This is a genomic window from Glutamicibacter arilaitensis Re117 (assembly GCF_000197735.1).
Taxonomy (GTDB): Bacteria; Actinomycetota; Actinomycetes; order Actinomycetales; family Micrococcaceae; genus Glutamicibacter; species Glutamicibacter arilaitensis.
Genome location: NC_014550.1, coordinates 1,901,991 through 1,924,433 on the forward strand (window position 1 = coordinate 1,901,991; position 22,443 = coordinate 1,924,433).

At 59.7% G+C, this 22,443-nt stretch carries 20 protein-coding genes; 6 read left to right on the forward strand and 14 right to left on the reverse strand.

Annotated elements, in window-relative coordinates:
* Positions 1 to 35: 35 nt before the first annotated feature.
* Positions 36 to 1,445, reverse strand: coding sequence for a dipeptidase (locus AARI_RS09155; protein WP_013349017.1), 1,410 nt, complete (start codon positions 1,443 to 1,445; stop codon positions 36 to 38).
* A 69-nt stretch (positions 1,446 to 1,514) separates the two neighbouring features.
* Between AARI_RS09155 and AARI_RS09160 the strand changes: the two genes are divergently transcribed.
* The gene (locus tag AARI_RS09160) at positions 1,515 to 2,108 is read left to right on the forward strand and encodes a DUF3043 domain-containing protein (RefSeq protein WP_013349018.1); all 594 of its coding nucleotides are present in this window, start codon (positions 1,515 to 1,517) and stop codon (positions 2,106 to 2,108) included.
* Positions 2,109 to 2,475: 367 nt separating this feature from the next.
* On the opposite strand, the gene AARI_RS09165 is transcribed toward AARI_RS09160, so the two are convergent.
* Positions 2,476 to 3,540 (reverse strand): quinone-dependent dihydroorotate dehydrogenase, encoded by a 1,065-nt coding sequence (locus AARI_RS09165; RefSeq protein ID WP_013349019.1) that lies wholly within the window; start codon positions 3,538 to 3,540, stop codon positions 2,476 to 2,478.
* 60 nt (positions 3,541 to 3,600) lie between these two features.
* Here AARI_RS09165 and AARI_RS09170 point away from each other — a divergent pair, with 60 nt between their 5' ends.
* The gene (locus AARI_RS09170) at positions 3,601 to 4,638 is read left to right on the forward strand and encodes an alpha/beta hydrolase (protein ID WP_013349020.1); all 1,038 of its coding nucleotides are present in this window, start codon (positions 3,601 to 3,603) and stop codon (positions 4,636 to 4,638) included.
* Between the two features lie 6 nt (positions 4,639 to 4,644).
* Here AARI_RS09170 and AARI_RS09175 read toward each other — a convergent pair whose 3' ends face one another.
* From AARI_RS09175 to leuA, 3 genes are all read right to left on the reverse strand, one after another.
* Positions 4,645 to 5,451, reverse strand: a complete 807-nt coding sequence (locus tag AARI_RS09175; protein WP_013349021.1) for an isoprenyl transferase — start codon at positions 5,449 to 5,451, stop codon at positions 4,645 to 4,647.
* Complete coding sequence (recO, locus tag AARI_RS09180; protein ID WP_013349022.1) at positions 5,448 to 6,197, reverse strand: DNA repair protein RecO; 750 nt, start codon at positions 6,195 to 6,197, stop codon at positions 5,448 to 5,450. The genes AARI_RS09175 and recO overlap by 4 nt, the downstream gene beginning before the upstream one ends.
* Before the next feature lie 103 nt (positions 6,198 to 6,300).
* Positions 6,301 to 8,040, reverse strand: coding sequence for a 2-isopropylmalate synthase (gene leuA, locus AARI_RS09185; RefSeq protein ID WP_041648769.1), 1,740 nt, complete (start codon positions 8,038 to 8,040; stop codon positions 6,301 to 6,303).
* Positions 8,041 to 8,332: 292 nt separating this feature from the next.
* Between leuA and AARI_RS09190 the strand changes: the two genes are divergently transcribed.
* Positions 8,333 to 9,505, forward strand: coding sequence for an FAD-dependent oxidoreductase (locus AARI_RS09190; RefSeq protein WP_013349024.1), 1,173 nt, complete (start codon positions 8,333 to 8,335; stop codon positions 9,503 to 9,505).
* 80 nt (positions 9,506 to 9,585) lie between these two features.
* Here AARI_RS09190 and era read toward each other — a convergent pair whose 3' ends face one another.
* Genes era through AARI_RS09210 form a run of 4 tightly spaced genes read right to left on the reverse strand, consistent with a single transcriptional unit; the run spans position 9,586 to position 13,330 of the window.
* Entirely contained in the window at positions 9,586 to 10,548 is a 963-nt protein-coding gene (era, locus tag AARI_RS09195) for a GTPase Era (RefSeq protein WP_013349025.1), read from the reverse strand.
* Complete coding sequence (locus AARI_RS09200; RefSeq protein ID WP_013349026.1) at positions 10,541 to 11,827, reverse strand: hemolysin family protein; 1,287 nt, start codon at positions 11,825 to 11,827, stop codon at positions 10,541 to 10,543. The genes era and AARI_RS09200 overlap by 8 nt, the downstream gene beginning before the upstream one ends.
* 4 nt (positions 11,828 to 11,831) lie before the next feature.
* Complete coding sequence (ybeY, locus tag AARI_RS09205) at positions 11,832 to 12,305, reverse strand: rRNA maturation RNase YbeY (protein ID WP_013349027.1); 474 nt, start codon at positions 12,303 to 12,305, stop codon at positions 11,832 to 11,834.
* Entirely contained in the window at positions 12,302 to 13,330 is a 1,029-nt protein-coding gene (locus AARI_RS09210) for a PhoH family protein (RefSeq protein WP_013349028.1), read from the reverse strand. The genes ybeY and AARI_RS09210 overlap by 4 nt, the downstream gene beginning before the upstream one ends.
* Positions 13,331 to 13,622: 292 nt before the next feature.
* On the opposite strand from AARI_RS09210, the gene AARI_RS18625 reads away from it, so the two are divergent.
* Positions 13,623 to 14,549 carry a GerMN domain-containing protein gene (locus tag AARI_RS18625; RefSeq protein ID WP_102597619.1) on the forward strand — a complete coding sequence of 309 codons (927 nt, stop codon included), beginning with the start codon at positions 13,623 to 13,625 and terminating at the stop codon, positions 14,547 to 14,549.
* Positions 14,550 to 14,844: 295 nt separating this feature from the next.
* On the opposite strand, the gene AARI_RS09220 is transcribed toward AARI_RS18625, so the two are convergent.
* From AARI_RS09220 to hrcA, 3 genes are all read right to left on the reverse strand, one after another.
* Entirely contained in the window at positions 14,845 to 15,618 is a 774-nt protein-coding gene (locus AARI_RS09220; protein ID WP_013349030.1) for a 16S rRNA (uracil(1498)-N(3))-methyltransferase, read from the reverse strand.
* A 2-nt stretch (positions 15,619 to 15,620) separates the two neighbouring features.
* Positions 15,621 to 16,745, reverse strand: a complete 1,125-nt coding sequence (gene dnaJ, locus AARI_RS09225) for a molecular chaperone DnaJ (RefSeq protein ID WP_013349031.1) — start codon at positions 16,743 to 16,745, stop codon at positions 15,621 to 15,623.
* A gap of 66 nt (positions 16,746 to 16,811) precedes the next feature.
* Positions 16,812 to 17,825 carry a heat-inducible transcriptional repressor HrcA gene (gene hrcA, locus AARI_RS09230; RefSeq protein WP_013349032.1) on the reverse strand — a complete coding sequence of 338 codons (1,014 nt, stop codon included), beginning with the start codon at positions 17,823 to 17,825 and terminating at the stop codon, positions 16,812 to 16,814.
* A gap of 127 nt (positions 17,826 to 17,952) precedes the next feature.
* Between hrcA and AARI_RS09235 the strand changes: the two genes are divergently transcribed.
* Together AARI_RS09235 and AARI_RS09240 are read left to right on the forward strand one after the other, a co-directional pair.
* The gene (locus tag AARI_RS09235; protein ID WP_013349033.1) at positions 17,953 to 18,825 is read left to right on the forward strand and encodes a DUF3097 family protein; all 873 of its coding nucleotides are present in this window, start codon (positions 17,953 to 17,955) and stop codon (positions 18,823 to 18,825) included.
* 88 nt (positions 18,826 to 18,913) lie between these two features.
* Complete coding sequence (locus AARI_RS09240; protein ID WP_013349034.1) at positions 18,914 to 19,315, forward strand: DUF4870 domain-containing protein; 402 nt, start codon at positions 18,914 to 18,916, stop codon at positions 19,313 to 19,315.
* Between the two features lie 16 nt (positions 19,316 to 19,331).
* Here the strand turns inward: AARI_RS09240 and hemW are convergent, their stop codons facing one another.
* Together hemW and lepA are read right to left on the reverse strand one after the other, a co-directional pair.
* Positions 19,332 to 20,561 carry a radical SAM family heme chaperone HemW gene (gene hemW, locus AARI_RS09245; protein ID WP_013349035.1) on the reverse strand — a complete coding sequence of 410 codons (1,230 nt, stop codon included), beginning with the start codon at positions 20,559 to 20,561 and terminating at the stop codon, positions 19,332 to 19,334.
* A complete protein-coding gene (gene lepA / locus AARI_RS09250) occupies positions 20,562 to 22,409 on the reverse strand; it encodes a translation elongation factor 4 (protein WP_041648772.1) in 1,848 nt (615 codons plus the stop codon).
* Positions 22,410 to 22,443 lie beyond the last annotated feature (34 nt).

The following is a 22,443-nucleotide window of genomic DNA, read 5'->3' on the forward strand; positions in this document are numbered from 1 at the left end:
GATTTCTCCCCCTGCGTCACGTCGTATGACGCGGCTCATAGTCCTTCGGCGTTAATTCTGGCCAACAGCAACGCTTCAGCCTCAATGGCATGCTGGAAGTCACCTAAATGCAGCGACTCATTTGCCGAGTGCGCCCGGGAATCGGGATCCTCGACGCCGGTCACCAGAATCTGCGCCTTAGGGAAGACTTCGAGCAAATCACCGATGAATGGAATCGATCCGCCTAGTCCCATGTTCACCGGAACAACACCCCAGGGTTGTTCCAATGCCCAACGTGCGGTGTCATTTGCCGAAGCGTCAAGGTCAGCCTTGTAGGCATTGCCTGCTTCGGTAGCTATGAACTCGACTTCGGCACCGCGAAGGTCAACATTCTTCACATGTGCCTCCAGCGCCTTCAACGCCTCGGCCGGGTTCTGCCCTGGTGCCAAGCGCATCGATACCTTGAAGCGGGTAGCCGGCAGCAAGGTGTTCGACGAGTGATCAACACCAGGGATATCCATGCCAATCACGCTGAGCGCTGGTTTATTCCACAAGCGGTCGGTGATCTTTCCGGTGCCTGCGAGTTTGAAGGAGTCCAGAACACCTGAATCCCGGCGGAATTCGGCTTCATCAAAGTCAACTTCGGCCAAGTCATTGGCAACGAGGCCAGCAACGGCAACCGAGCCATCTTCGTTGTGGAAGCTGGAAATCAATTTGGCGGCCATGATTGGACCATCAAGTACCGGCCCGCCGAACATGCCGGAGTGAACGGCGTGGTTCAGCGAACGAACGGTGATCTCTGCTGCACACATGCCGCGCAGCGAGCTGGTCAGGGCCGGGGTGCCTACGGACCAGTTGGACGAGTCGGCAACGATGATGACATCTGCGGCCAGCTTGTCCTGATGGGCCTCGAGGAAGTTGCGGAACGAAGGGGAACCCGCTTCTTCCTCCCCCTCGAAGAAGTAGGTGACACCGACTCCGAAGTCGCCAACCAGATCCAGCACGGCGCGCATTGCTGCGATATGAACCATGATGCCGGCCTTATCGTCGGCAGCTCCACGGCCGTACAGCCGGTCCCCTACCTTCGTGGCTTCGAATACCGGGGTGTTCCAGTCGGCTTCATTGCCCGGAGGCTGCACATCGTGGTGCGCGTACAGCAAGACCGTTGGCTTGCCCGGTGCTGCCTTGCGCTGCGCAACGACAGCCGGTGCGCCCATGGCGCCGTTGTCTGCTGGTTCGCGCAGGATTTCCACGGTCTCCATGCCTGCGGACTTAGCCAATTCAGCTACGGTTGCAGCGGATTTCTCCAGGTTCTGCGGGTCGAAGGATTCCCAGGCAATGCTTGGGATTGCGACCAAAGCGGTGAGCTCCTCGAGGATCTTCTCGAAGTTTGTTTCGATGTGGCTTTTTAGCGCTGTGATATCGACACCGTTTGCAACTGCGTCGAAGGTAGTATTTTTGCTCATGTCTTCAGCCTAGCAATTCCTTGCGTATCGAATGTCACGCGGCTAACTTTTTCCGGCTAGAATAGAGGGGTGTTTGGACGTAAGAAGGATGAATCTAAATCCCCCGTAAATGTAGAGCCTGTTCAGCAGGCTCCGGAAACTACCGATGGCCGCAAGTCCGGTCCAACGCCCAAGCGCAGTGCGCAGCAGGCGAACCGTCAGCGCCCGTTGGTTCCTACCGATCGCAAGGCTGCGAAGGAAGCCGAGCGTCAACAGCGTATTGAAGCGCAGAACCGTTTGCGCATAGCCAACGAAACTGGCGATGAACGTTACCTGATGCCACGTGATAAGGGCGAACAGAAGCGTTACACCCGTAGCTTCATTGACTCCCGCTGGATGTTTGGCGAGTTCATGATGTTCATCATCTTGGCATTCCTGGTCATTTCATTGACCTTCCAGCGCAACCTGGAGATCCAGATGTTCGTGCAGGTTGCCCTGTGGGTTGTCATTGCATTGATCATCATTGAAGCAATCGTGACCACCATTATCTTGAAGAAGCGCCTGGTCGCTAAGTTCGGTCATATGGAAAAGGGCGTACGCATGTACGCAGCAATGCGCGGAATGCAGTTCCGCAAGTTGCGCCTTCCGAAGCCACAGGTCAAGCGCGGAGCGAATATCGACTAGTTCCACCTAGGCTCTGAAAAGGGACAAGCTCACACCTGAGCTTGTCCCTTTCTTGATTTTATCCGTATGCAAAATACAAAACTTAACTCTTGTATTTAAGGTTACAAATCTTTTGTTCTTCAGGCGGGTGCTCCTGCTCCGGACGAGAATTCTACGACCGCGGATCCCGTACTTTGGTCTTGTGGAGCTACTTACAAAGTCTGGACTTGCCATCACTTCCTAAAAACTCCTGCGCCACTACCCCACCGGCTTATCTTGTTCAGACTGCAGCGCGAGTGAGGAGGCTGAACCGCTCACGAGCCAAGCGCTTAAATAGATCTGGCCCCGAGCACTAGGTACTCGGGGCCAGATCTAAAGGCATTGCTTCCTAGATCAGGCGTTCCAGTTCCTTATTGATGGAACGAGCCCAGAATGGACCTTCGTAGAGGAACGCGGTGTATCCCTGGACCAAATCAGCACCAGCGTCCAAACGTTCTTTGACATCCTTGGCGTTTTCCACGCCACCAACGGCAATCAGCGCCATCTCGGATGGAACCAGGGAGCGCAGCTGGCGCAGTACTTCGAGCGAACGCTGCTTCAGCGGAGCGCCGGAAAGTCCTCCTGCTCCGATTTCTTCAACCTTCGATGAGTCGGTCTTCAACCCTTCACGGCCAATGGTTGTGTTGGTGGCAATAATTCCGTCCAGCTTCAATTCGATAGCCAGTTGGGCCACGTCTGCGACATCTTCATCGCTCAGATCTGGTGCGATCTTCACCAGCAACGGGATGTGACGGCCTGCCACGCTGTCGGCAAGCTGGCCGACCTCAGAAAGCAATGGGCGCAGAGTCTCCACGCTTTGGAGCAGTCGAAGCCCTGGAGTGTTCGGGCTCGAAACATTGACCACCAAGTAGTCGGCGTGGTTCGCCAAGTGGCGGGTCGAGGTCAGGTAGTCCGCCACAGCGTCCTCGAGCTCCACGACTTTGGTCTTGCCAATGTTCACGCCGATCACGGGACGTGTTCCGGAATAGTCCTGCTTTAGTTCCTGACGCGCCCCGGCAACGCGTGCGGAGACACGTTCAGCGCCCTCGTTGTTGAACCCCATGCGGTTGATGACCGCGCGGTCTTCAACGAGGCGGAAGAGCCGTGGTTGCGGATTGCCCGGCTGCGACTGGCCGGTCACGGTACCGATCTCCACGTGGCCGAAGCCGATGTCGCTCAAGGCGAGGATGCCGGTGGCACCCTTGTCGAAACCTGCAGCCAAGCCAAAGGGTGAAGGGAAATTAATGCCCATGACGGTGCGCTGGAGCTTGGGATCCGGAGCAAAGAACTTGCGAGCTGCCTTGGTCAAACCTGCGCGTTGCGCAATCTTGATGGCATTGAAAGCAAAATGATGAGCTTGTTCAGGATCCATTTTGGTGAACACGTGCTTGAAGACCAGTGGGTATATGCGCATGTAATCATTTTCCCGTGAAGAACCCGAAACAGACAACTTCTGATGGGTAGTATGCAAGATATGAAGGAGCCGATTTTCCTAGGAACCAACTCGTGGCCAGACTTTTTACTCTCCAGCGAGCCAAATGAATGGGTTCAAGATCCACTGGGCAAGGACTTCCAGCACCAGACTTTGGACTTCGGCACCGATGCCGAGGGGCCGGCAGTTGCCACGCTGGTTCGCTACCGCCCCACCGGCTGGCGCAACAGGCTTGGGCGCAAAGCCCAAGGAGTAGTGCTGAGCATCCACGGGTGGAGCGACTACTTCTACAATCCTGAGCTGGCCACATTCTGGCACCATCACGGCTACCATTTCTATGCGCTGGATCTGCGTCACCATGGTCGCAGCCTGCGCACCGAACATGAACTGCCGGGCTACGTCGATGATCTTGCCACCTACGATGAAGAGCTCAACGCGAGCATGGAGATCCTGCGTGCGGCTCATCCCGGACTGCCAGTAGTGGCCCAAGGCCACTCCACCGGTGGCCTGGTGCTCAGCCTCTGGCTAGCTCGGGCCAAACCCGATATCAAGGCATTGGTATTGAACTCGCCCTGGCTGGAATTCCAGGGAACGGCTTTCTTGCGCATTCCTATGCATGGGCTGATGGAAGCGATCACCCGCACCAACCCGCGGCGCAAGCTTTCCGGACCGGAATTCGACCATTACTGGATGTCGCTGAGCGACCAGGCGCACGGTCAATGGGACGTGCACCGGGTGTGGCGCCCGAGGATCGCCTTCCCCAATACCGCGGGGTGGCTGAAGACAATTTTCGACGGCCATGCGCAGGTAGCCAAGGGGCTGAAGCTACAGTTGCCGATCTTCGTCATGACCTCGGACCGTACCCACATCGGCACCACGTACTCCCCCGATATGCAGCACTGCGATTCGGTGCTCGATGTCCAGCAAACTCGTCTGAGGTCACTGAAGCTAGGAAGTTTCGTGACCCTCTGCGAAGTGCCCGGGGCCATGCACGATGTCTTCACCTCGGCCGAACCGGCGCGTGCGGCCGCCTATCGGGACCTGCACCTGTGGCTGCGCATGGTCGGAAGCACGCGCTGAACCTGCTCAGGCCTGCGGTTTGTCCACCGCGCCACCGTAGCGGCGATCGCGGCGGGCATATTCTTCTACGGCCCTGAACAAAGTACGGCGGTCAACATCTGGCCATAGTTCATCTAAGAACACCATCTCGGCGTAGGCCGACTGCCACAGCAGGAAGTTGCTGGTGCGCTGTTCGCCGCTGGTGCGCAGGAACAGGTCAACGTCCGGAAGCTCTGGTGCGTGCAGGTACTTGCCGATGGTCTTCTCGCCTACCGAGCTGGCCCGCAGCTTGCCTGCTGCTACGTCCTTGGCAATGGCACTGACGGCATCGCCCAGTTCGGCACGGCCACCGTAGTTCACGCACATGGTCAGCTGGCAGCCCTGGTTATCTTGGGTCAATTCCTCAGCGGCACGCAACTCGTTGATGACCGACTTCCAGAGTTTGGGCTCGCGGCCGGACCAGCGGATGCGCACACCCCAGGAGTTCAAGGTATCGCGCTGGCGGCGCAGCACGTCACGGGAGAAGCCCATGAGGAAGCGGACTTCCTCAGGGCTGCGCTTCCAGTTCTCGGTGGAGAAAGCATAGACCGAGACGTACTTGACGCCCAGTTCTACCGCTCCTGCCATCACGTCAAGCAGCGCTGCTTCCCCGGCACGGTGGCCCTCTGTACGCGGCAGGCCCCGCTGGTTGGCCCACCGGCCATTGCCATCCATGACGATAGCGACGTGTTCCGGTACCAGCTCGCGGGGAATAACTGGCATCTGCGGGTTCTGCGGATGCGCGAATGGTGCGACGGGGCCGCGACGGCCGGTGATCTTAGGAAGCTTCTTCAATTTCTCTCCACAAGACGTAGTGAATTTACTGCACGTTCCAGGTGCCACTGAAGGTAGTTGGCAACGATATCTGCTGCTTGCTTGCGTGCTCGCGGGCCGGCCTCGGCCACTGTGGCCCAGTCCCCCTCGAGCAGTGCCTGCAAATATCCAATGGTGATCGGGTGCGGCGACAGTGAGCCCGAGGGACGGCAGTTGGTGCAGACCACTCCGCCGAGCTGGACATGCACCGCCTGATGCGGCCCGGGGGCGCCGCAGCGCACGCAGCTGGTAAAGGATGGTGCCCAGCCAGCCACCGACAGTGCCCGCAGGATATAGGAATCCAGTACGGCACCGGAATCGACCCGCTGCTTGGACAGAAGTGCGATCGCACCGTGGAAGAGCTGGTACTGCTGCTGCGTGGAATCGCTTTCGGCCTCAAGCAGCTTTTCGGCAATCTCGGACATCGCATTGGCCACCGTGTAGCTGGGGTAATCCATGACCAGCAGCTGCCCATAGGAATTACGCAACTGGGCTTGGGAGACGATGTCGAGGTTGCGGCCCATGACCATCAGTGCGTCGACTTCCATGAATGGTTCAAGCGTCGCACCCATCCTTGAGGAGGTGCGGCGTACGCCCTTGGCTACGGCGCGGACAATCCCCTGGGGCGTGAGCAACGTGATGATCCGGTCGGCTTCGCCCAGTTTATGGGTACGCAAGACCAAACCACGGGTGTGGTAGCTCTTGGAAGCGAAACCTGATCTGGACACGGATAATATTCTCCCACCTTTGCTCCGGCAGAACGCAAAACGCCACGGCCAGCAGGGTGTGCTGGCCGTGGCGTTTTGCAAGCAGCAGGCTTGCGGTGAAGCCTTACTTGCTGTCGCGAATAGCGCGGTTGACGGCCGAAACCACTGCCTTCAACGCCGCGATGTTGGTGTTGGTGTCCAGGCCGATGCCCCACAGGATGCGATCGCCCACAGCACACTCGACGAATGCGGCCGCGCGAGCGTTGCCGCCCTCGGACATGGCGTGCTCGGTGTAGTCCAGCACGCGCAGGTCTACTCCGTCATCGTTGAGCAGCTTGACCAGTGCGGAAACCGGACCATTGCCCTGGGCGCTGCGCTCGTGCGCCACGCCGTCGATGATCAGCTTGGTATCGAGCTGGAATGAACCGTCCTCTGCCGAAGCCGCAGTAGCCGAAGCAATTTCGTAGTGGCCCCAGGTTTCCAGGCCCGAGCCCTCGGCTGCTGGCAGGTATTCGTCCTGGAAGACTTCCCAGATGTGCTGCGAGGAAATCTCGCCGCCCTCGGTGTCGGTCTTGCGCTGGATGACCCCGGAGAACTCGATCTGCGCACGGCGCGGCAGATCCAAGTTGTAGTCGTTCTTCAGCAGGTAGGCAACGCCGCCCTTGCCGGACTGCGAGTTCACGCGGATCACGGCCTCGTAGGAGCGGCCGATGTCCTTCGGATCGATCGGCAGGTACGGAACAGCCCAGACCAGGTCGTCGACTTCCTTGCCTTCGGCACTGGCCTTGGCTTCCATCGCTTCCAGGCCCTTCTTGATCGCATCCTGGTGCGAGCCGGAGAAGGCGGTGAAGACCAGGTCGCCACCGTACGGGCTGCGTTCTGCCACCGGCAGCTGGTTGCAGTACTCGACGGTGCGGCGGATGTGGTCCATGTCGGAGAAGTCGATCTGCGGGTCGATGCCCTGGCCGAACATGTTCATGCCCAGAGTCACCAGGTCCACGTTGCCGGTACGCTCGCCGTTGCCGAACAGGCAGCCTTCGATGCGGTCCGCACCAGCCAGGTAGCCCAGCTCGGCGGCGGCCACACCGGTGCCGCGGTCGTTGTGCGGGTGCAGCGAGAGGATGATCGAGTCGCGGTTGGCCAGGTTGCGGTGCATCCACTCGATGGAGTCGGCGTACACGTTCGGGGTGGCCATTTCCACGGTGGCGGGCAGGTTCAGGATCATCTTGTTTTCCGGAGTCGCCTCCAGCACCTCGGCCACGGCCTCGGAGATGCGCTTGGCAAAGGCCAGCTCGGTGCCGGTGTAGGACTCCGGCGAGTACTCGTAGGTGATCTTGGTGCCGGTCAGCTGCTCTTCGTACTTCTTGCACAAGCGCGCGCCCTGGACTGCGATGTCCACGATGCCGTCCTCATCCTGGCGGAAGACGACTTCGCGCTGCAGGATCGAGGTGGAGTTGTACAGGTGGACGATGGCCTGCTTGGCGCCTTCCAGCGCCTCGTAGGTGCGCTCGATCAGGTGCTCGCGGGACTGGGTGAGCACCTGGATGGTGACATCATCGGGAATGCCGCGCTCGATCAGCTGACGGACGAAGTCGAAGTCGGTCTGCGAGGCGGATGGGAAGCCCACCTCGATTTCCTTGAAGCCCATTTCGACCAGCAGGTCGAACATCTTGTGCTTGCGCTCGGGGCTCATCGGGTCGATCAGCGCCTGGTTGCCATCACGCAGGTCGACGGCACACCAGCGCGGAGCCTTGGTGATGTACTTGTCGGGCCAGGTGCGATCGGGCAGATTGACCTCGATCTGGTCCTGGAATGGAACATACTTGTGGATTGGCATGTTCGAAGATTTCTGCATGTTCTGCATTTCTGTGGGTCCCCTAGACAAAAATAGTGCTTAGTTTGTGGGGCCAGACAAGAGCTACTCCGCGACGAGGGGTCGGCCTGTAGACCACTAACGGTCCTTTGGATCCTCGTAGCGGCTGAGTAGTAGTAGAAGCTCGAAATGCACGAGTTGAGCATAACACCGTGCTTTGGAGCCAGGTGAAACTTGTTGCGGATTCATGTCACATTGTGGACAGATACGCTTCGCGCGATGGTGGACAGGAGCCGCCAGCGGGTCAAGAATGGGAGCATCGGCTGCGATCAGGAGGTCCGTGATGAAGGCCATTATTATCGGCGCGGGGATCGCCGGGCTCGTGGCGGCTCGGCAGCTGGGCCTGGCCGGTTGGCAGGTCACCGTGCTCGAGCGGGCTGAGGCGCCGCGGCCTGACGGCTACATGATGGACTTCTTCGGCCCGGGAGTCGAAGCCTCCGAACGCATCGGACTGCACCCCTACCTCGCTAAGGCCGCCTACCGGGTTCAGGCCGCCGAATATGTGGACGCGCACGGTACAACGACAGCCAGCCTCGATTATGAGAAGTTCTCGCAGATTGCCGGGGGCAATGTGCTCACCTTGCTTCGCCCGGAGATGGAAGCTGCGGCTCGTGCCGCGCTGGACGACGTGGAGCCGTCGCTGATCAGCCTGCACTACGACGTGCAAATTGAACAGCTGGAGGCGACCGGACAGCAGGTGAAAGTGCAGCTTGCCGGCTGGTCCCAACCGATTACCGGTGACCTGCTCGTGGGCGCCGATGGGATGCACTCCACGGTCCGCGCTGCGTTCTTCGGCCCCGAGGAAGCGTACCTGCACCACTTGGGCATGCGGGCCGCGGCCTTCATCGTCCACGAGCCGGACCTGAACCGACGCTTCAAGAATCGGTTCGTGATGACCGATACGGTGGACCTCGCCGCGGGTATCTATGGGCTGCGCACGCAGGAAGTGGCCGCGTTCTTGGTGTACCGCCAAGATACGGACACACCGCTGGGCACGACCAGGGATCGTCTGCGCCATGTCTTCGCCGGGTGCGGCGCGCACGTGGACCGGTTGCTGGAGCTGTGCCCCGAGGAACCCTATGACGATTCGGTCGCCCAGGTACTCATGGATTCATGGTGTGCCGGTCCCGTGGTGCTGATCGGCGACGCGGCTGCCGCGGTCTCGTTGCTGGCCGGGCAAGGCGGGGCGATGGCCGTATGCGCCGGCGCCGCGTTGGGCGATGCCTTGGGGCCTGTTACCGAGCCGCGGCAACTGCCAGCTGGCCTGGCCCGGTACGAGGCGCTCATGCGGCCCAAGATCGCCACCGCCCAGGCTTCGGGCCGGCGGGCAGCCAACAGTTTCCTGCCGCGCAACCGGATGGCCCTGTGGTTGCGGCGCAGCGTCATCAAAGCGACCAAGCTGCCCGGGATCGACCGGCTGGTGGCGCACCAGATCATCAAGCGCTTAGCGAAGTAGACGGTTATCCAGAACGTCCCCCGGAACCGGTCGGGTTCCGAGGGACGTGCACTACGCTGACGCTTTCTGGGTGCGCTGGGCTAGAAGCCGAGGCGGCCAAGCTGCTTCGGGTCGCGCTGCCAATCCTTGGCGACCTTCACATGCAGGTCCAGGTACACCTTGGTGCCAAGTAGCTTCTCGATGCCCTTGCGGGCGTTGGTGCCTACCTCGCGCAAGCGGGAACCGCCACGGCCAATGATGATGGCCTTCTGGCTGGAGCGCTCAACGAACAGCGAGACGTGGATATCGATCATCGGGTTGTTTTCGCTGCGGCCCTCGCGCGGAACCATCTCTTCAACAACTACTGCCAGGGAGTGCGGCAACTCATCGCGCACGCCTTCCAGCGCAGCTTCACGGATCAGCTCGGAAACCATCTTGGCTTCTGGCTCATCGGTCAGTTCGCCGTCCGGGTACAGTGGCGGGCCCTTGGGCAGGTGCTCGACGAGCACGTTGGCCACTTCTTCAACCTGGAATTCCTTCACTGCGGAAACCGGGACGATCGCGGAGAAGCCGTTCTCGCCGAAGGTCTGGGTGCCCATTTCGGCTACGGCGATCAGCTGCTGTGCCAGCTGTTCGCGATCCACCAGATCCGCCTTGGTGACCAGGGCGATGATTGGCTTGCGCTGCAGCTGTGCCAGCTGGGTGGCGATGAAGCGGTCACCCGGGCCGATCTTCTCATTGGCAGGGATGCAGAAGCCGATTGCGTCGACCTCGGAGAGGGTGTCTGCAACCAGGTCGTTCAGGCGCTGGCCCAGCAGGGTGCGAGGGCGGTGCAGTCCGGGGGTGTCCACCAGGATCAGCTGGGCGTCCTCGCGGTGCACGATGCCGCGAATGGTGTGGCGGGTAGTCTGCGGCTTAGCCGAGGTGATTGCGACCTTCTGGCCCACCAGGGCGTTGGTCAGGGTGGACTTGCCGGCATTCGGGCGGCCTACGAAAGAGGTGAAGCCCGAACGGAAGCCCTCAGGCCATCCGCTTGATGCAAGCAGGTTGTGGTTTTCACTCATGTGAGGAATCCTCGTCGTTCTCAATATGGTCGGATGCATCTGTTTCCAGATGCTCTACATGGATTTTTCCGATGCGGTTGCGGCGGCCAGCAAGGGCCACCACGGTAAGGCGCAAGCCGTGCACATCAGCAGTGGAACCGAGCACCGGTACCGATTCCAAGGCCTTGGAAAGCAGTCCGCCGACGGTGTCGACATCCTCTTCCTCGATGTGCATGTCAAAGTGGTCGGCGATATCGTCGATAGATGCCGCGGCCACGGCGAAAAGCGAACCATCAGGGTTCTGGATCAATTCGGTCCTCGAACGATCATACTCGTCATCAATTTCGCCGACGATTTCTTCGAGCAGGTCTTCCAAGGTCACTAGGCCCGCAGTTCCCCCATACTCGTCGATGACAATCGCCAAGTGGATGGATTCTTGCTGCAGTTCCTGCATCAAGTCGGCAGCCGACTTCGATTCAGGTACAAAACGCACCTTGCGCGCCAGCTGCGCGAGGTTCTCTGCTTGCTGCAGGCCGTGGATCTCGCGGATCAGGTCCTTGAGATAGATGATGCCCTGGATGTCATCGGTGTCCTCGCCAATCAGCGGGATACGTGAGAAGCCGGAAGCGATGAACAGGTCCATCGCACTGTGGAATGAATGGTCTGCATCCAGTACCACCATGTCTGTGCGCGGCACCATCACGGATCGGACGCTGGTTTCTTCCAGGTCGATCACCGAGGAGATCAGTTCCGCGGATTCTTCGTCCAGGTCCTCGCCTTCCGAAGCGCGGTCCACCAGATCACGCAGGCGTTCCTTGCCCAGGTAGCCATCTTCATCCACACCGCCGGGGCTGAGCGCCTTGGCAATGGAAGCCAGCCACGTGGTGATGGGCCCGAGGATCAGGCGCAGGAAGCGCACCAGGGTGGCGGTGGACTGCACGACTTTCTGGGCGTTGGAACGGCCGTAGCGGCGTGGCGAAACGCTGACCAGGACGAATCCCAGGGCGGCCATGGCAATGGTGGAGATCATGCCGATCAGCCAGACGTTCTCCAGCCACTGCGAGACCAGCAGGGCCACGGCCACGGCGGACGCGGTCTCGAACCAGATACGCCAGAACTTCACCGACTGGGCGTGGGTTTCGGTCTCATCCAGGATCGCCGAGAGCGATTTGGAATTGGACTCAGCACGCAGGCGTTCTGCCGCGTGCCTTGATAATGCGTAGAAGGCTGAGTCTGCTGCGGTCAGCACGGCCGAGAAGGCCATGAAGACGAGGGCGAGAATCAGCAAAACTATTTCCACTGGGTTATTCCACCGTTTCCTTCGGCGCTGGGCGGCCGGTGTAGGACTCCAGAAGCTGTCGCTGCAAACCAAACATCTCTTCTTTTTCTGCTGGTTCCATGTGGTCGAATCCCATCAAGTGCAGCAGGCCGTGCGTGGTCAGCAGAAGGATTTCATCGTGGGTGCTGTGCCCGCCGGCTTTGGCCTGGGCTTCGGCGATGGAAGGGCAGATCACGATATCGCCTAGGATGCCGTTCTCCCCCGGTGCCCCGGCGGTCCCTGGACGCAGCTCGTCCATGGGGAAGCTCATCACGTCGGTGGGGCCTTCGAGGTCCATCCACTCCACGTGCAGTGCGCTCATGGCATCTTCATCGATGAAGACGACCGAGACTTCGGTTTCAGGATGCAAGAACATGGCCTGCAATACCGACTCGGCCAAGGCGTTGACGTCTTTGAGGTCGACCTCGTAGTCGGTTTCGTTATTTACTTCAATGCTCATTTGCTGCGCCGTCCCCGGTTGTGTTCTTTGCGTCGGGTGTCGTCCCAACGATCGTAGGCTGTGACAATGTCGGCAATCAGCCGGTGCCGGACGACATCTGAGGAGTCCAGGCGGCAGATGCTGATATCCTCGATGCCTTCGAGCACATCGCTGGCCATGCGCAACCCCGAGGTCGCATTATTCGGCAGGTCCACCTGGGTGACATCGCCGGTGACGACCATCTTGGAACCGAAACCCAGACGGGTCAGGAACATCTTCATTTGTTCGCTGGTGGTGTTCTGCGCTTCATCCAGGATCACGAACGCGTCGTTCAACGTGCGCCCGCGCATGTAGGCCAGCGGAGCGACCTCGATGGTTCCGGCTTCCAGCAGCTGCGGAATGGTTTCCGGATTGATCATGTCGTGCAACGCGTCGTAGAGCGGACGCAAGTAAGGGTCGATCTTCTCGGTCAGCGAGCCAGGCAGGAAGCCCAGCTTCTCCCCCGCTTCAACGGCAGGGCGGGTCAAGATGATGCGGTTAACCTGCTTGTCCTGCAAGGCGGCCACAGCCATGGCCATGGCCAGGAAGGTCTTGCCGGTACCTGCTGGGCCGATGCCGAAGGTAATCGTCGAGTCCTCGATGGCGTCGACGTAGCTCTTCTGGTTCACGGTCTTGGGCCGGATGGAACGTCCGCGGCCCGAAAGGATCTTCAACCCCAGAACGTCGGTCGGCGCATCCGGGTTACCGGCACTGAGCATCTTGATGATCTGCTCGATCGTTTCGGCACTCATGCGCGAACCGCGGGAGGCCAGCGAACGGGCTTCTTCGGTGACGCGCTGGGCCTTGCGCACTTGCTGAGGTTCGCCGACCAGAGCCAGTGACTGGCCATTGGGACGGAAGCTCACCTGCGGGTATGCGCCGGAGAGAATGCGCAGCAGCTCGTCGTTGGGACCTAGCGTGGCAATCATGAGCTCAGCTGTATCGAAACTGATGGTCAGCGAAGCGGATCCGTCCGCTGCTTTCGCGTTATTCTGTTCAACCTGCATGCAGTGCGTGGCGCCCCTTTACGAGCTTTGAAGTGATCGAGATTAGTCCTGCTTGCTATTCTATCCAGTTGCAGGCCAATCCGGAGATAATTCAGGTCTCAGCGTAAGCGAAAATACCTGAAAGTAGCATTGAATGCTACTAATCCGAGCAAGTCGCGAACATATAGATTTGGTTACGGATTAGTAAGTGGGCCCATTTTTCTCCTGTTCGGCCCTTCAATATGGCAAGCTGGAAAGCGGTTCTAAAGCCTTTGGGGCCAAAATAGCCAGAATCACCACGGATTGGTACGCATTGCAGTCAAGGAACAAGCAGAGGATTTCGCGCCGGATCGGCGTTGTCGGAATCACTGCCGCGCTCGTCGTCGCCGCAGGCTGCGGTCTGACGAATCGCGAGAGCTCCTATGAGATGCCTACCAGCGCAGCAGCTGAAACGCTGAACCTGCCCGATGCAACTGATGCTGGCGAAGATGTCGCGGTGTCAACCAAGCTGCCGGTCTACTGGCTGGAAAATACCGAATCCGGCGTGTTCTTGTACCGCGAGTACCTGCAGGACAAACGCCATCAGGAACCCATTGGCGATGCAATCTGGACGCTGCTCTCCGCAGAGCCAACCAAGCCCAAGCGCTACACGCATTTGAAGCCCACCGATGAAATCGGTGTCTCCATCAATCAGTCCAACGTGATCACGCTGGATCTTCCCGCCAAGGTCTTCAGCGCCCATCTTGACCAGGGCCTGTCCGAACGCGCCATCCAGCAGCTGGTCTTCACCGCTACGGCGGCTGCTTCCAGCACCGGCCTGCTCGCAGGCGATGGTGCTCCAACGGTGCGAATCCTGGTCGACGGGCAACCTAACGCCACCGTGTTCGATGACTACCAGCTCGCAGATGTATATGAGCGGGATCCCGAGTACATCGCTCCGATCTGGATCATCGATCCGCAGTACGGTTCCACCGTAGACGCGGGATCGATCAGGATTCATGGCCGCACCACCCAATTCGATGTTGGCACCTTCTATTCCTTGCAGCGTAAGGATGCCGACGGCAAGCTCTCGGTGATTACCGCCCAGAAGCAGGTCAATCCCGGACAGATCAAGGAAGATGGATCGTTCATCCTGACCACCGAATTGAAGGCCGGCTCTTACCTATTGACTTTCTGGGGCGTCGAATCTGAATCTGAACATCAGGTCGGCAAGGTCACCAGTAACTTCAAGCTCGAGTAGCACAGCCATGCGTCATATTCTCCGATGCCTCTTGAGCGTGACTGCCCCTAGCTAGCTGTCCGATGGCACGCCAGGCTTGATGGCTGAAGATCACCGCTCGATCGGTTTGCTCAGCGCCAGTCCCCGAAAATGCAGTGGCTTGCAGGAACCCCAGAGCAGATCCTTGCTGAATCTGCACCTCGTCATTTGCATCAAACCTGTGTTCTCGGCCAGACGCAGTAAAAAGAAAATGCTCCGCAACAGCTCTGCACTGACGTGCATTCGAGCTCTTGCGGAGCATTTTGATCTTTGCGTCCTAGATTTCGCCGATCAGGTGCCTGATCAATACCAGCGCGGCAGGTCCTGCGGTTGAAGCGCGCAGCACATGCTGGCCCAGCAGGGCTGCATGGGCTCCGGCATCAATGAAGGACTGCAGCTCCGTGTCGGAGATGCCGCCTTCTGGTCCCACGATCACGATGACTTCTTGCCCAGCGTGGGCCCTCGGCAGCCAGGAAATAACCCGCTCGGCTACGGAATTCTCTGCCTGCTCGTGGAGCACCAGAACCAGTGCCCCGTTGGCCACGTCGGCTGCAATCGTCTTGGCCAGCTCCTTGGAACCCAGCGGAGCAAGCACCTCGGGCTCGTAAGCCCGGCGGGACTGCTTCTGAGCCGAACGCACCTGAGCGCGCCATTTGGCCATGGCCTTGTCGACCTTGGCAGCATTCCAGCGCACGATCGAACGGTCAGCCTGCCACGGACGCACAGCCAGCACACCCAGCTCCACGCCGGATTCCACGGCCTGCAGGTCACGGTCGCCCTTGGACAGGGCCTGGACCAGTGTGACCGGGTGGTCGCTGATCGCTTCTTCGGTGCGTCGCAGAACCTTCACTGACAAAAGGTCCTTGGCGGTTGCGGTGACCTCCACGGTCAGGCGCAGGCCCTTGCCGTCAAGCAGATCCAGATGCTCGCCGGCGGTGACACGCTTGACGGTGACCGCGTGGTGCGCCTCGGCGCCAGCCAGTTCGAGGATGTCGCCAGGAGCCGCCTCTTGAGCCTGCTGCCCTTCGATGACGAAGCTATGGTTGCTCATGCTTAGCGCTGGTTCAGCTTCTCACGCAGGCGGGAGAACATGCCGCCGGTGTGCTCGACACGACCAGCTGCCATTTCCTCGCCACGCAGCTTAGCCAGCTGCTCGAGCAGCTCGCGCTGTGCAGCATCGAGCTTGGTTGGGGTCTCCACCTGCAGATGCACGATGATGTCCCCGCGCTTGCCGCCACGCAGGCGTGGTACGCCAAGCTCGGACAAGGTGACGGTATCGCCATCCTGGGCTCCTGGCTCCACGTTGATGCGCTGCTCGCCGTCGAAGGTTTCCAGCTTCAACTCGCAACCCAGTGCGGCGGCGGTCATCGGCAGGCTCATCTTGGCGTGCAGGTCGGTGCCGGCACGCTCGAAGACCTTGTGGCGGCGCACATCGACCTCGACGAACAGGTTGCCGTTAGGGCCGCCACCCGGGCCGGCCTCGCCCTGGCCGCGCAGCTGGATACGGGTACCGGAGTCAACACCGGCAGGCACGTTCAGCGACTTGGATACATGCTCTCGCACGCGGCCTTCGCCGTTGCACTCCAGGCATGGATCAGGGATGGTGGTGCCGAAACCGCCGCAGGCAGCACAGGTTTCCACGGTCATCATCTGGCCCAGGAAGGAACGTACCGGACGCTGGACCTGGCCGGCGCCATGGCAGATGTCGCAGGTGACCGGGCTGGTGCCCTCACGGGTGCACGAGCCGTTGCAGGTCTTGCAGGTAACCGCAGTTTCCATTTCCAACGGGTAGACGGTGCCCTTGACGGCATCTTCCAGGTCGATGGTGATGGTGATCAGCGCATCGCGTCCCGGCTGGGTACGCGAGGCCGGGCCCTGGGCTCCGCCGCCGCCAAAGAACTGCTCGAAGATGTCGCCAAAACCGCCGAAGCCCTGGCCGCCACCGCCGAAGCCTGGATGGCCATTGCCATTTTCGTCGCCCGTGGTGTCGTAGTTCTGGCGCTTGGTCTGGTCGGAAAGGACTTCGTAGGCACGGGTGACCAGCTTGAACTGCTCTGCAGCATCGTCGCTTGGGTTTACATCCGGGTGCAGCTTACGCGCCAACTTGCGGTAGGCACTCTTGATTTCCTGCGGGGTCGCGTCCTTGGCAACGCCTAGGGTCTCGTAATGCGAGCTCACGTTATTCGCCGTGTCCTTTCCTAAGAAACTTGAAAATCGGTAATACCGGGCCAGTGCCCAGCGAGGCTAGTTAGCCAAAATCTTCGACAGGTACCGTGCCACTGCCCGCACCGAGGCCATGGAGGTCGGGTAGTTCATCCGGGTGGGGCCCAGCACGCCGAGCTTGTTGCGCACGTCGGTGCTGTACGTCGTGGCAATCACGGCCGCATCGGAGAGCTGCCCGTAGTGGTTCTCCGTGCCGATGGCCACGGCCACGCCGCGCGAATCCGCTTCCAGCTCGGAGAAGAGCTTGAGCAGCACTACCTGCTCCTCCAGTGCTTCAAGTACCGGGGTGATGCTCAGCGGGAAGTCGCCCTCCACACGTGCAAGGTTGGCGGTGCCGGCCATGATGATGCGCTGGGCGTTGGCCGCCTGGGCCATTTCCTCCAGCGCGCCGAAGACCTGCTGCACCAATGGTTCGGCCTGGTGTGCCGGACTGACTTCGGTACGGTTGAGCTTGTTGGCAAGTTCTGCCAGCTGCACTCCCCCGAAGTTATTGAGCAGCCACTGCTTCAAATCATTCATCTCGTTATCCGAGTACGAACGCTGCACCGGCATCATGCGCTGATCCACCGTACCGTTGGAGGCGATCATCACCATCAGCACCTGGGTGGAGCCGAGGCCTACCAGATCCAAGTTCTTCAATGAGGCGGTGTCGTAATGCGGCACCTGTATCATCGCCACCTGGTTGGTCAACCGGGCCAGCAGCCGAACGGTGCTCTTGAGCATCTCATCCAGGTCCGTGGAGCGGTCCAGGATCTTGTTGATGGCGTCACGTTCAGCGCGCGAAAGCGGCTTCAGCTCGCCGATCTCATCGACAAAGCGGCGGTATCCCTTTTCGGTGGGAATGCGTCCAGAAGAAGTGTGCGGGGCTGCAATGAGCCCTTCTTCTTCTAGCAAGGCCATGTCATTGCGGATGGTGGCTGCGCTGACCCCGAGGTTGTGCCGATCCAATAGGGCCTTGGAACCCACTGGCTCGCGGGATTGGACGTAGTCCTCCACGATGGCGCGCAGAACGTCTAAACGTCGTGGCTCTGTCATCACAGCACCTCCTTGGAATCCTCGTGCCCGGCTTTGGCACTCTAACCTGTCAAGTGCCAAGTCTAATACGTTCAGCTGTTGCTAGCATTGGATTTCGAGCGTATTCGATCACAGCGAAAGGCAGTACGTGACTAATTACTCCTGGGGACCGCAAGATCTCAGTGCACCGGCACCGAAAAAACTCCGCCAGGTCCCCGTTGAGCGTGGCATGGTTCTTGAAGACGCCACCACCGGATGGGTGGGAGAAGTCATCCGTACCGAAAAAGCCGGCGGCATGCGGGTGATCGTGCTCGAAGACCGCCACGGCAAGACACGCTCCTTCCAAGCAGGGTTCGGCTTCTTCCTCGAGGGTGAAGCTGTGGAAATCGTGGAACCGGTAGCCAAGGCCGACATGCCGAAGAAACTGGTCTCCGCCTCAGGCTCACGGGCAGTATCCGGGCTGAAGGCCCGTGAAGCCCGCGCCAGCCGCATCTGGGTGGAAGGCAAGCACGATGCTGAATTGGTTGAAAAAGTTTGGGGCCATGACCTGCGTGTCGAAGGCATCGTTGTGGAGCCATTGCACGGCGTGGACGATCTAGCAGGGGCGATCCGTGACTTTGCGCCTTCCGGGCAGCGGCGTCTGGGGATCCTGGTGGACCATCTGGTCGAAGGCACCAAGGAATGGCATATCGTGGCCGAAGCAATGAAGGTTCCTGGGGCGGCGCAGAACGTGCTGATCCTCGGCCACCCGTACATCGACGTCTGGCAGGCGATCAAGCCATCCACCCTGGGCATCAAGGCGTGGCCGGTGATCCCCAAGGGCACCGAATGGAAGACCGGGGTGCTCAAGGCCTTCGGATGGCCGCATGCTACGGCAGAAGACATCGGTATCGGCTGGCAGCGATTGCTGTCCACGGTGCAGCATTACGGACAGCTTGAACCGCAGCTTCTGGGCAGGATTGAAGAATTGATCGATTTTCTCACCACCGAAGATTACGGTTTCCTAACGATTGACCAATAGTTAGACATTAGTTGGTGAATCTGCCTCGTCTGCTAGATGGTGGTCGCTATGATAAGAGAGACCACACTTAGCAAGACAAGGAATAATAGTGACATCACGCCAGACGAAACCATCGGAGAACGCACGCTTCGAAGGTTCCAAGACTTCTGCGTTGCCGCTGACTCCTTCTGAAGATCGCCAGTGGGCAACGATAGCCCACTTCGGCGCGATCTTGGGTTGCGTCCCTTCAGCGATCGTCTTTGCAGTGTTCCGCGACCGCGGTCCGTTCACTGCACAGGAATCCAAGGAAGCGTTCAACTTCACGTTTCCACTGACGATTCTTGCCATCATATTCAATGTGCTCATGATCCTGCCATTCATCGGCTGGCTCTTCGCAGTCCTGGCGGTAGCGTTATGGGTCTTTATGACAGTATCGGGCGCCCTCGCAGCCATTCAGGCCAACAAGGGACGCCCTTACCGTTACCCGCTGAATCTTCGTCTAATGAAGTAGCAGCGGCTATTCAGTTCTAGAAATCGAGAAGTTCTCGCACCACGAGGTCGGCCAAGAGCCGGCCTCGTTGCGTTAACACCAAAGTTCCGGCAAACGCAGCCTTAGGTTCAATCAGCTCATCGGCGATCAAACCGGCAACCTTCTTGCGTCCGGTCTCCTCCAACTCACTGATCTGCATTCCCGAACTCAGTCGGGTCAACAGCATGGTGCGTTCAAGCTGGACGGCCTGTGCATCTGGATATTCCCGTCCGTGCCCAGGCGAGATGCCAGCGTCGATGCGCTGCTGGTACGCAGCAGGATGCTTCACATTCCACCAGCGCAAACCGCCAACGTGCGAGTGCGCGCCAGGGCCGGCACCCCACCAATCCCCGCCCTTCCAATAAGCAATATTGTGCTGGCAGGCATTGGCTGGCTTCTTCGACCAGTTGCTGACTTCATACCAGGAGAAACCGGCAGCCGCGAACATTTCGTCAGCCAGCTGGTACTTCTCAGCATGGTCGTCATCATCAATGTTCGGCACTTGGCCACGGCGGATCTGCGCGGCAAGCTTGGTGCCTTCCTCGATGATCAGCGCGTAGGCGGAAATGTGGTCCGGTTCGTAGCTCAGCGCGGCTTCGATGCTGGTGCGCCAATCTTCCAGGCTCTCCCCCGGAGTGCCATAGATCAAATCGACGCTGACATCCAACCCTGCTTCGCGGGCCCATGCTACTGCTTGCGGAACCCGTTTCGGATCGTGGGTGCGCTCCAACACCTTGAGGACGTGCGGCACTGCGGACTGCATGCCGAAGGAGACGCGAGTGAAACCACCGTCAGCCAATTCCTGCAGGGATTCACGAGTCACCGAATCAGGGTTGGCTTCGGTAGTGATTTCCGCACCGGGCTTCAGGCCGAATTCTTCACGAATCTGCCCGAGCACCGAAACCAGATCACTGGCAGGCAGCAACGTGGGGGTACCCCCGCCAAAGAAGACGGTTTCAATTTCACGGTGCGGCTGGCCCGAACGGTCCATCACTTCGCGGGCGAAGCTGATTTCCTTGCTGACAGTGGCAGCGTAGGTTGCTTGGCTGGAGCCGGAGCCCGGCTCCGTGGCGGTGTACGTGTTGAAATCGCAATAACCGCAACGGACGGTGCAGAACGGAATATGCACATAAAAGGACATGGTCCGCCCCGCTGCCTCATGCGCGCATGAGGCAGGGAGCAGACCATCGGCCGGAGCCGGATCGCCGTCAGGCAGAACTGAAGGCATTTACTTCTTTTTCGGCTCGGCGGTGGACAGTGCGGCAATGAAAGCTTCCTGCGGAACCTCCACGCGGCCTACCATCTTCATGCGCTTCTTGCCTTCCTTCTGCTTCTCGAGCAGCTTGCGCTTACGGCTGATATCGCCGCCGTAGCACTTGGCAAGAACGTCCTTGCGGATGGCGCGGATGTTTTCACGGGCGATGATGCGCGAACCGATCGCTGCCTGGATCGGAACTTCGAACTGCTGGCGAGGAATCAGCTCGCGCAGCTTCGAGGTCATCATGGTGCCGTAGCTGTAGGCCTTGTCGCGGTGCGTAATCGCGCTGAATGCATCGACCTGTTCACCTTGAAGCAGGATGTCGACCTTGACCAGATCGGCAACCTGCTCGCCATCGGCCTTCCAGTCCAGCGACGCGTAGCCGCGGGTCTTGGACTTGAGGTGATCGAAGAAGTCGAACACAATCTCGGCCAGAGGAAGGTGGTAGCGCATTTCAACACGGTCTTCGGAGAGGTAGTCCATCCCGCGCATGGTGCCGCGGCGGGACTGGCACAGCTCCATAACCGAACCGATGAACTCACTTGGCGCAAGGATGGTAGCGGCAACCATTGGCTCATGAACTTCCAGGATCTTGCCATCCGGGAATTCCGAGGGGTTGGTCACCGTAATCATCTGCTTGTCTTCGCCCATGACTTCGTACACCACGTTCGGTGCGGTCGAAATCAGGTCCAAGTTGAATTCAGATTCCAGGCGCTGGCGGGTGATTTCCAGGTGCAGCAGGCCCAAGAAGCCCACACGGAAACCGAAGCCCAGGGCCACGGAGGTCTCTGGTTCATAGGTCAGCGCAGCATCGTTAAGCTGCAGCTTGTCCAGTGCGTCGCGCAAGACCGGGTAATCAGTGCCGTCCATCGGGTACAGGCCGGAGAAGACCATAGGCTTGGCCTCTTCGTAGCCACCCAGGGACTGGCTAGCTGGCTTGAGGAAATTGGTGACGGTATCGCCGACCTTGGACTGGCGCACGTCCTTCACGCCAGTGATCAGGTAGCCTACCTCGCCAACACCCAGGCCCTTGGTTGGCTCAGGGTTCGGCGACGAAACGCCGATCTCCAGCAGTTCGTGGGTAGTGCCGGTGGACATCATCTGGATCTTCTCGCGAGGAGAGAGATTTCCGTCGACAACACGAACATAGGTGACCACACCGCGGTAGGTGTCATACACGGAGTCGAAAATCATCGCACGGGCCGGGGCCTTCGCATCGCCTACAGGCGGTGGCAGCTGCTTGATGACTTCATCGAGCAACTCTTCAACGCCCTCGCCGGTCTTGCCCGAAACCTTCAAGACCTCTTCTGGTTCGCAACCGATCAGGTTGGCGATCTCAGCTGCGTACTTCTCCGGCTGGGCGTTAGGCAGGTCGATCTTGTTCAGCACAGGGATGATCGTCAGATCGCCCTCGATAGCCAAGTACAGGTTTGCCAGGGTCTGCGCTTCGATGCCCTGAGCCGCGTCGACCAGCAAAATGGCGCCTTCGCAGGCGGCCAGCGAACGGGAAACTTCATAGGTGAAGTCAACGTGCCCCGGGGTATCGATCATGTTCAGCGCGTACGGGGTGCCGTCTTCGGCTCCCCATGGCATGCGAACTGCCTGGGATTTAATGGTGATGCCGCGTTCGCGCTCGATATCCATGCGGTCGAGGTACTGTGCCTTCATGTCGCGGGCAGCGACAACGCCGGTCAGTTGCAACATCCGGTCGGCCAGAGTCGACTTACCGTGGTCGATATGGGCGATGATGCAGAAGTTACGGATGAGCGACGGATCGGTCGCGGCAGGCACCGGAGCGGTGCGGGCCAATGGAGACACCTAAACAGACCTCACTAGCTGACTAAAAGACATA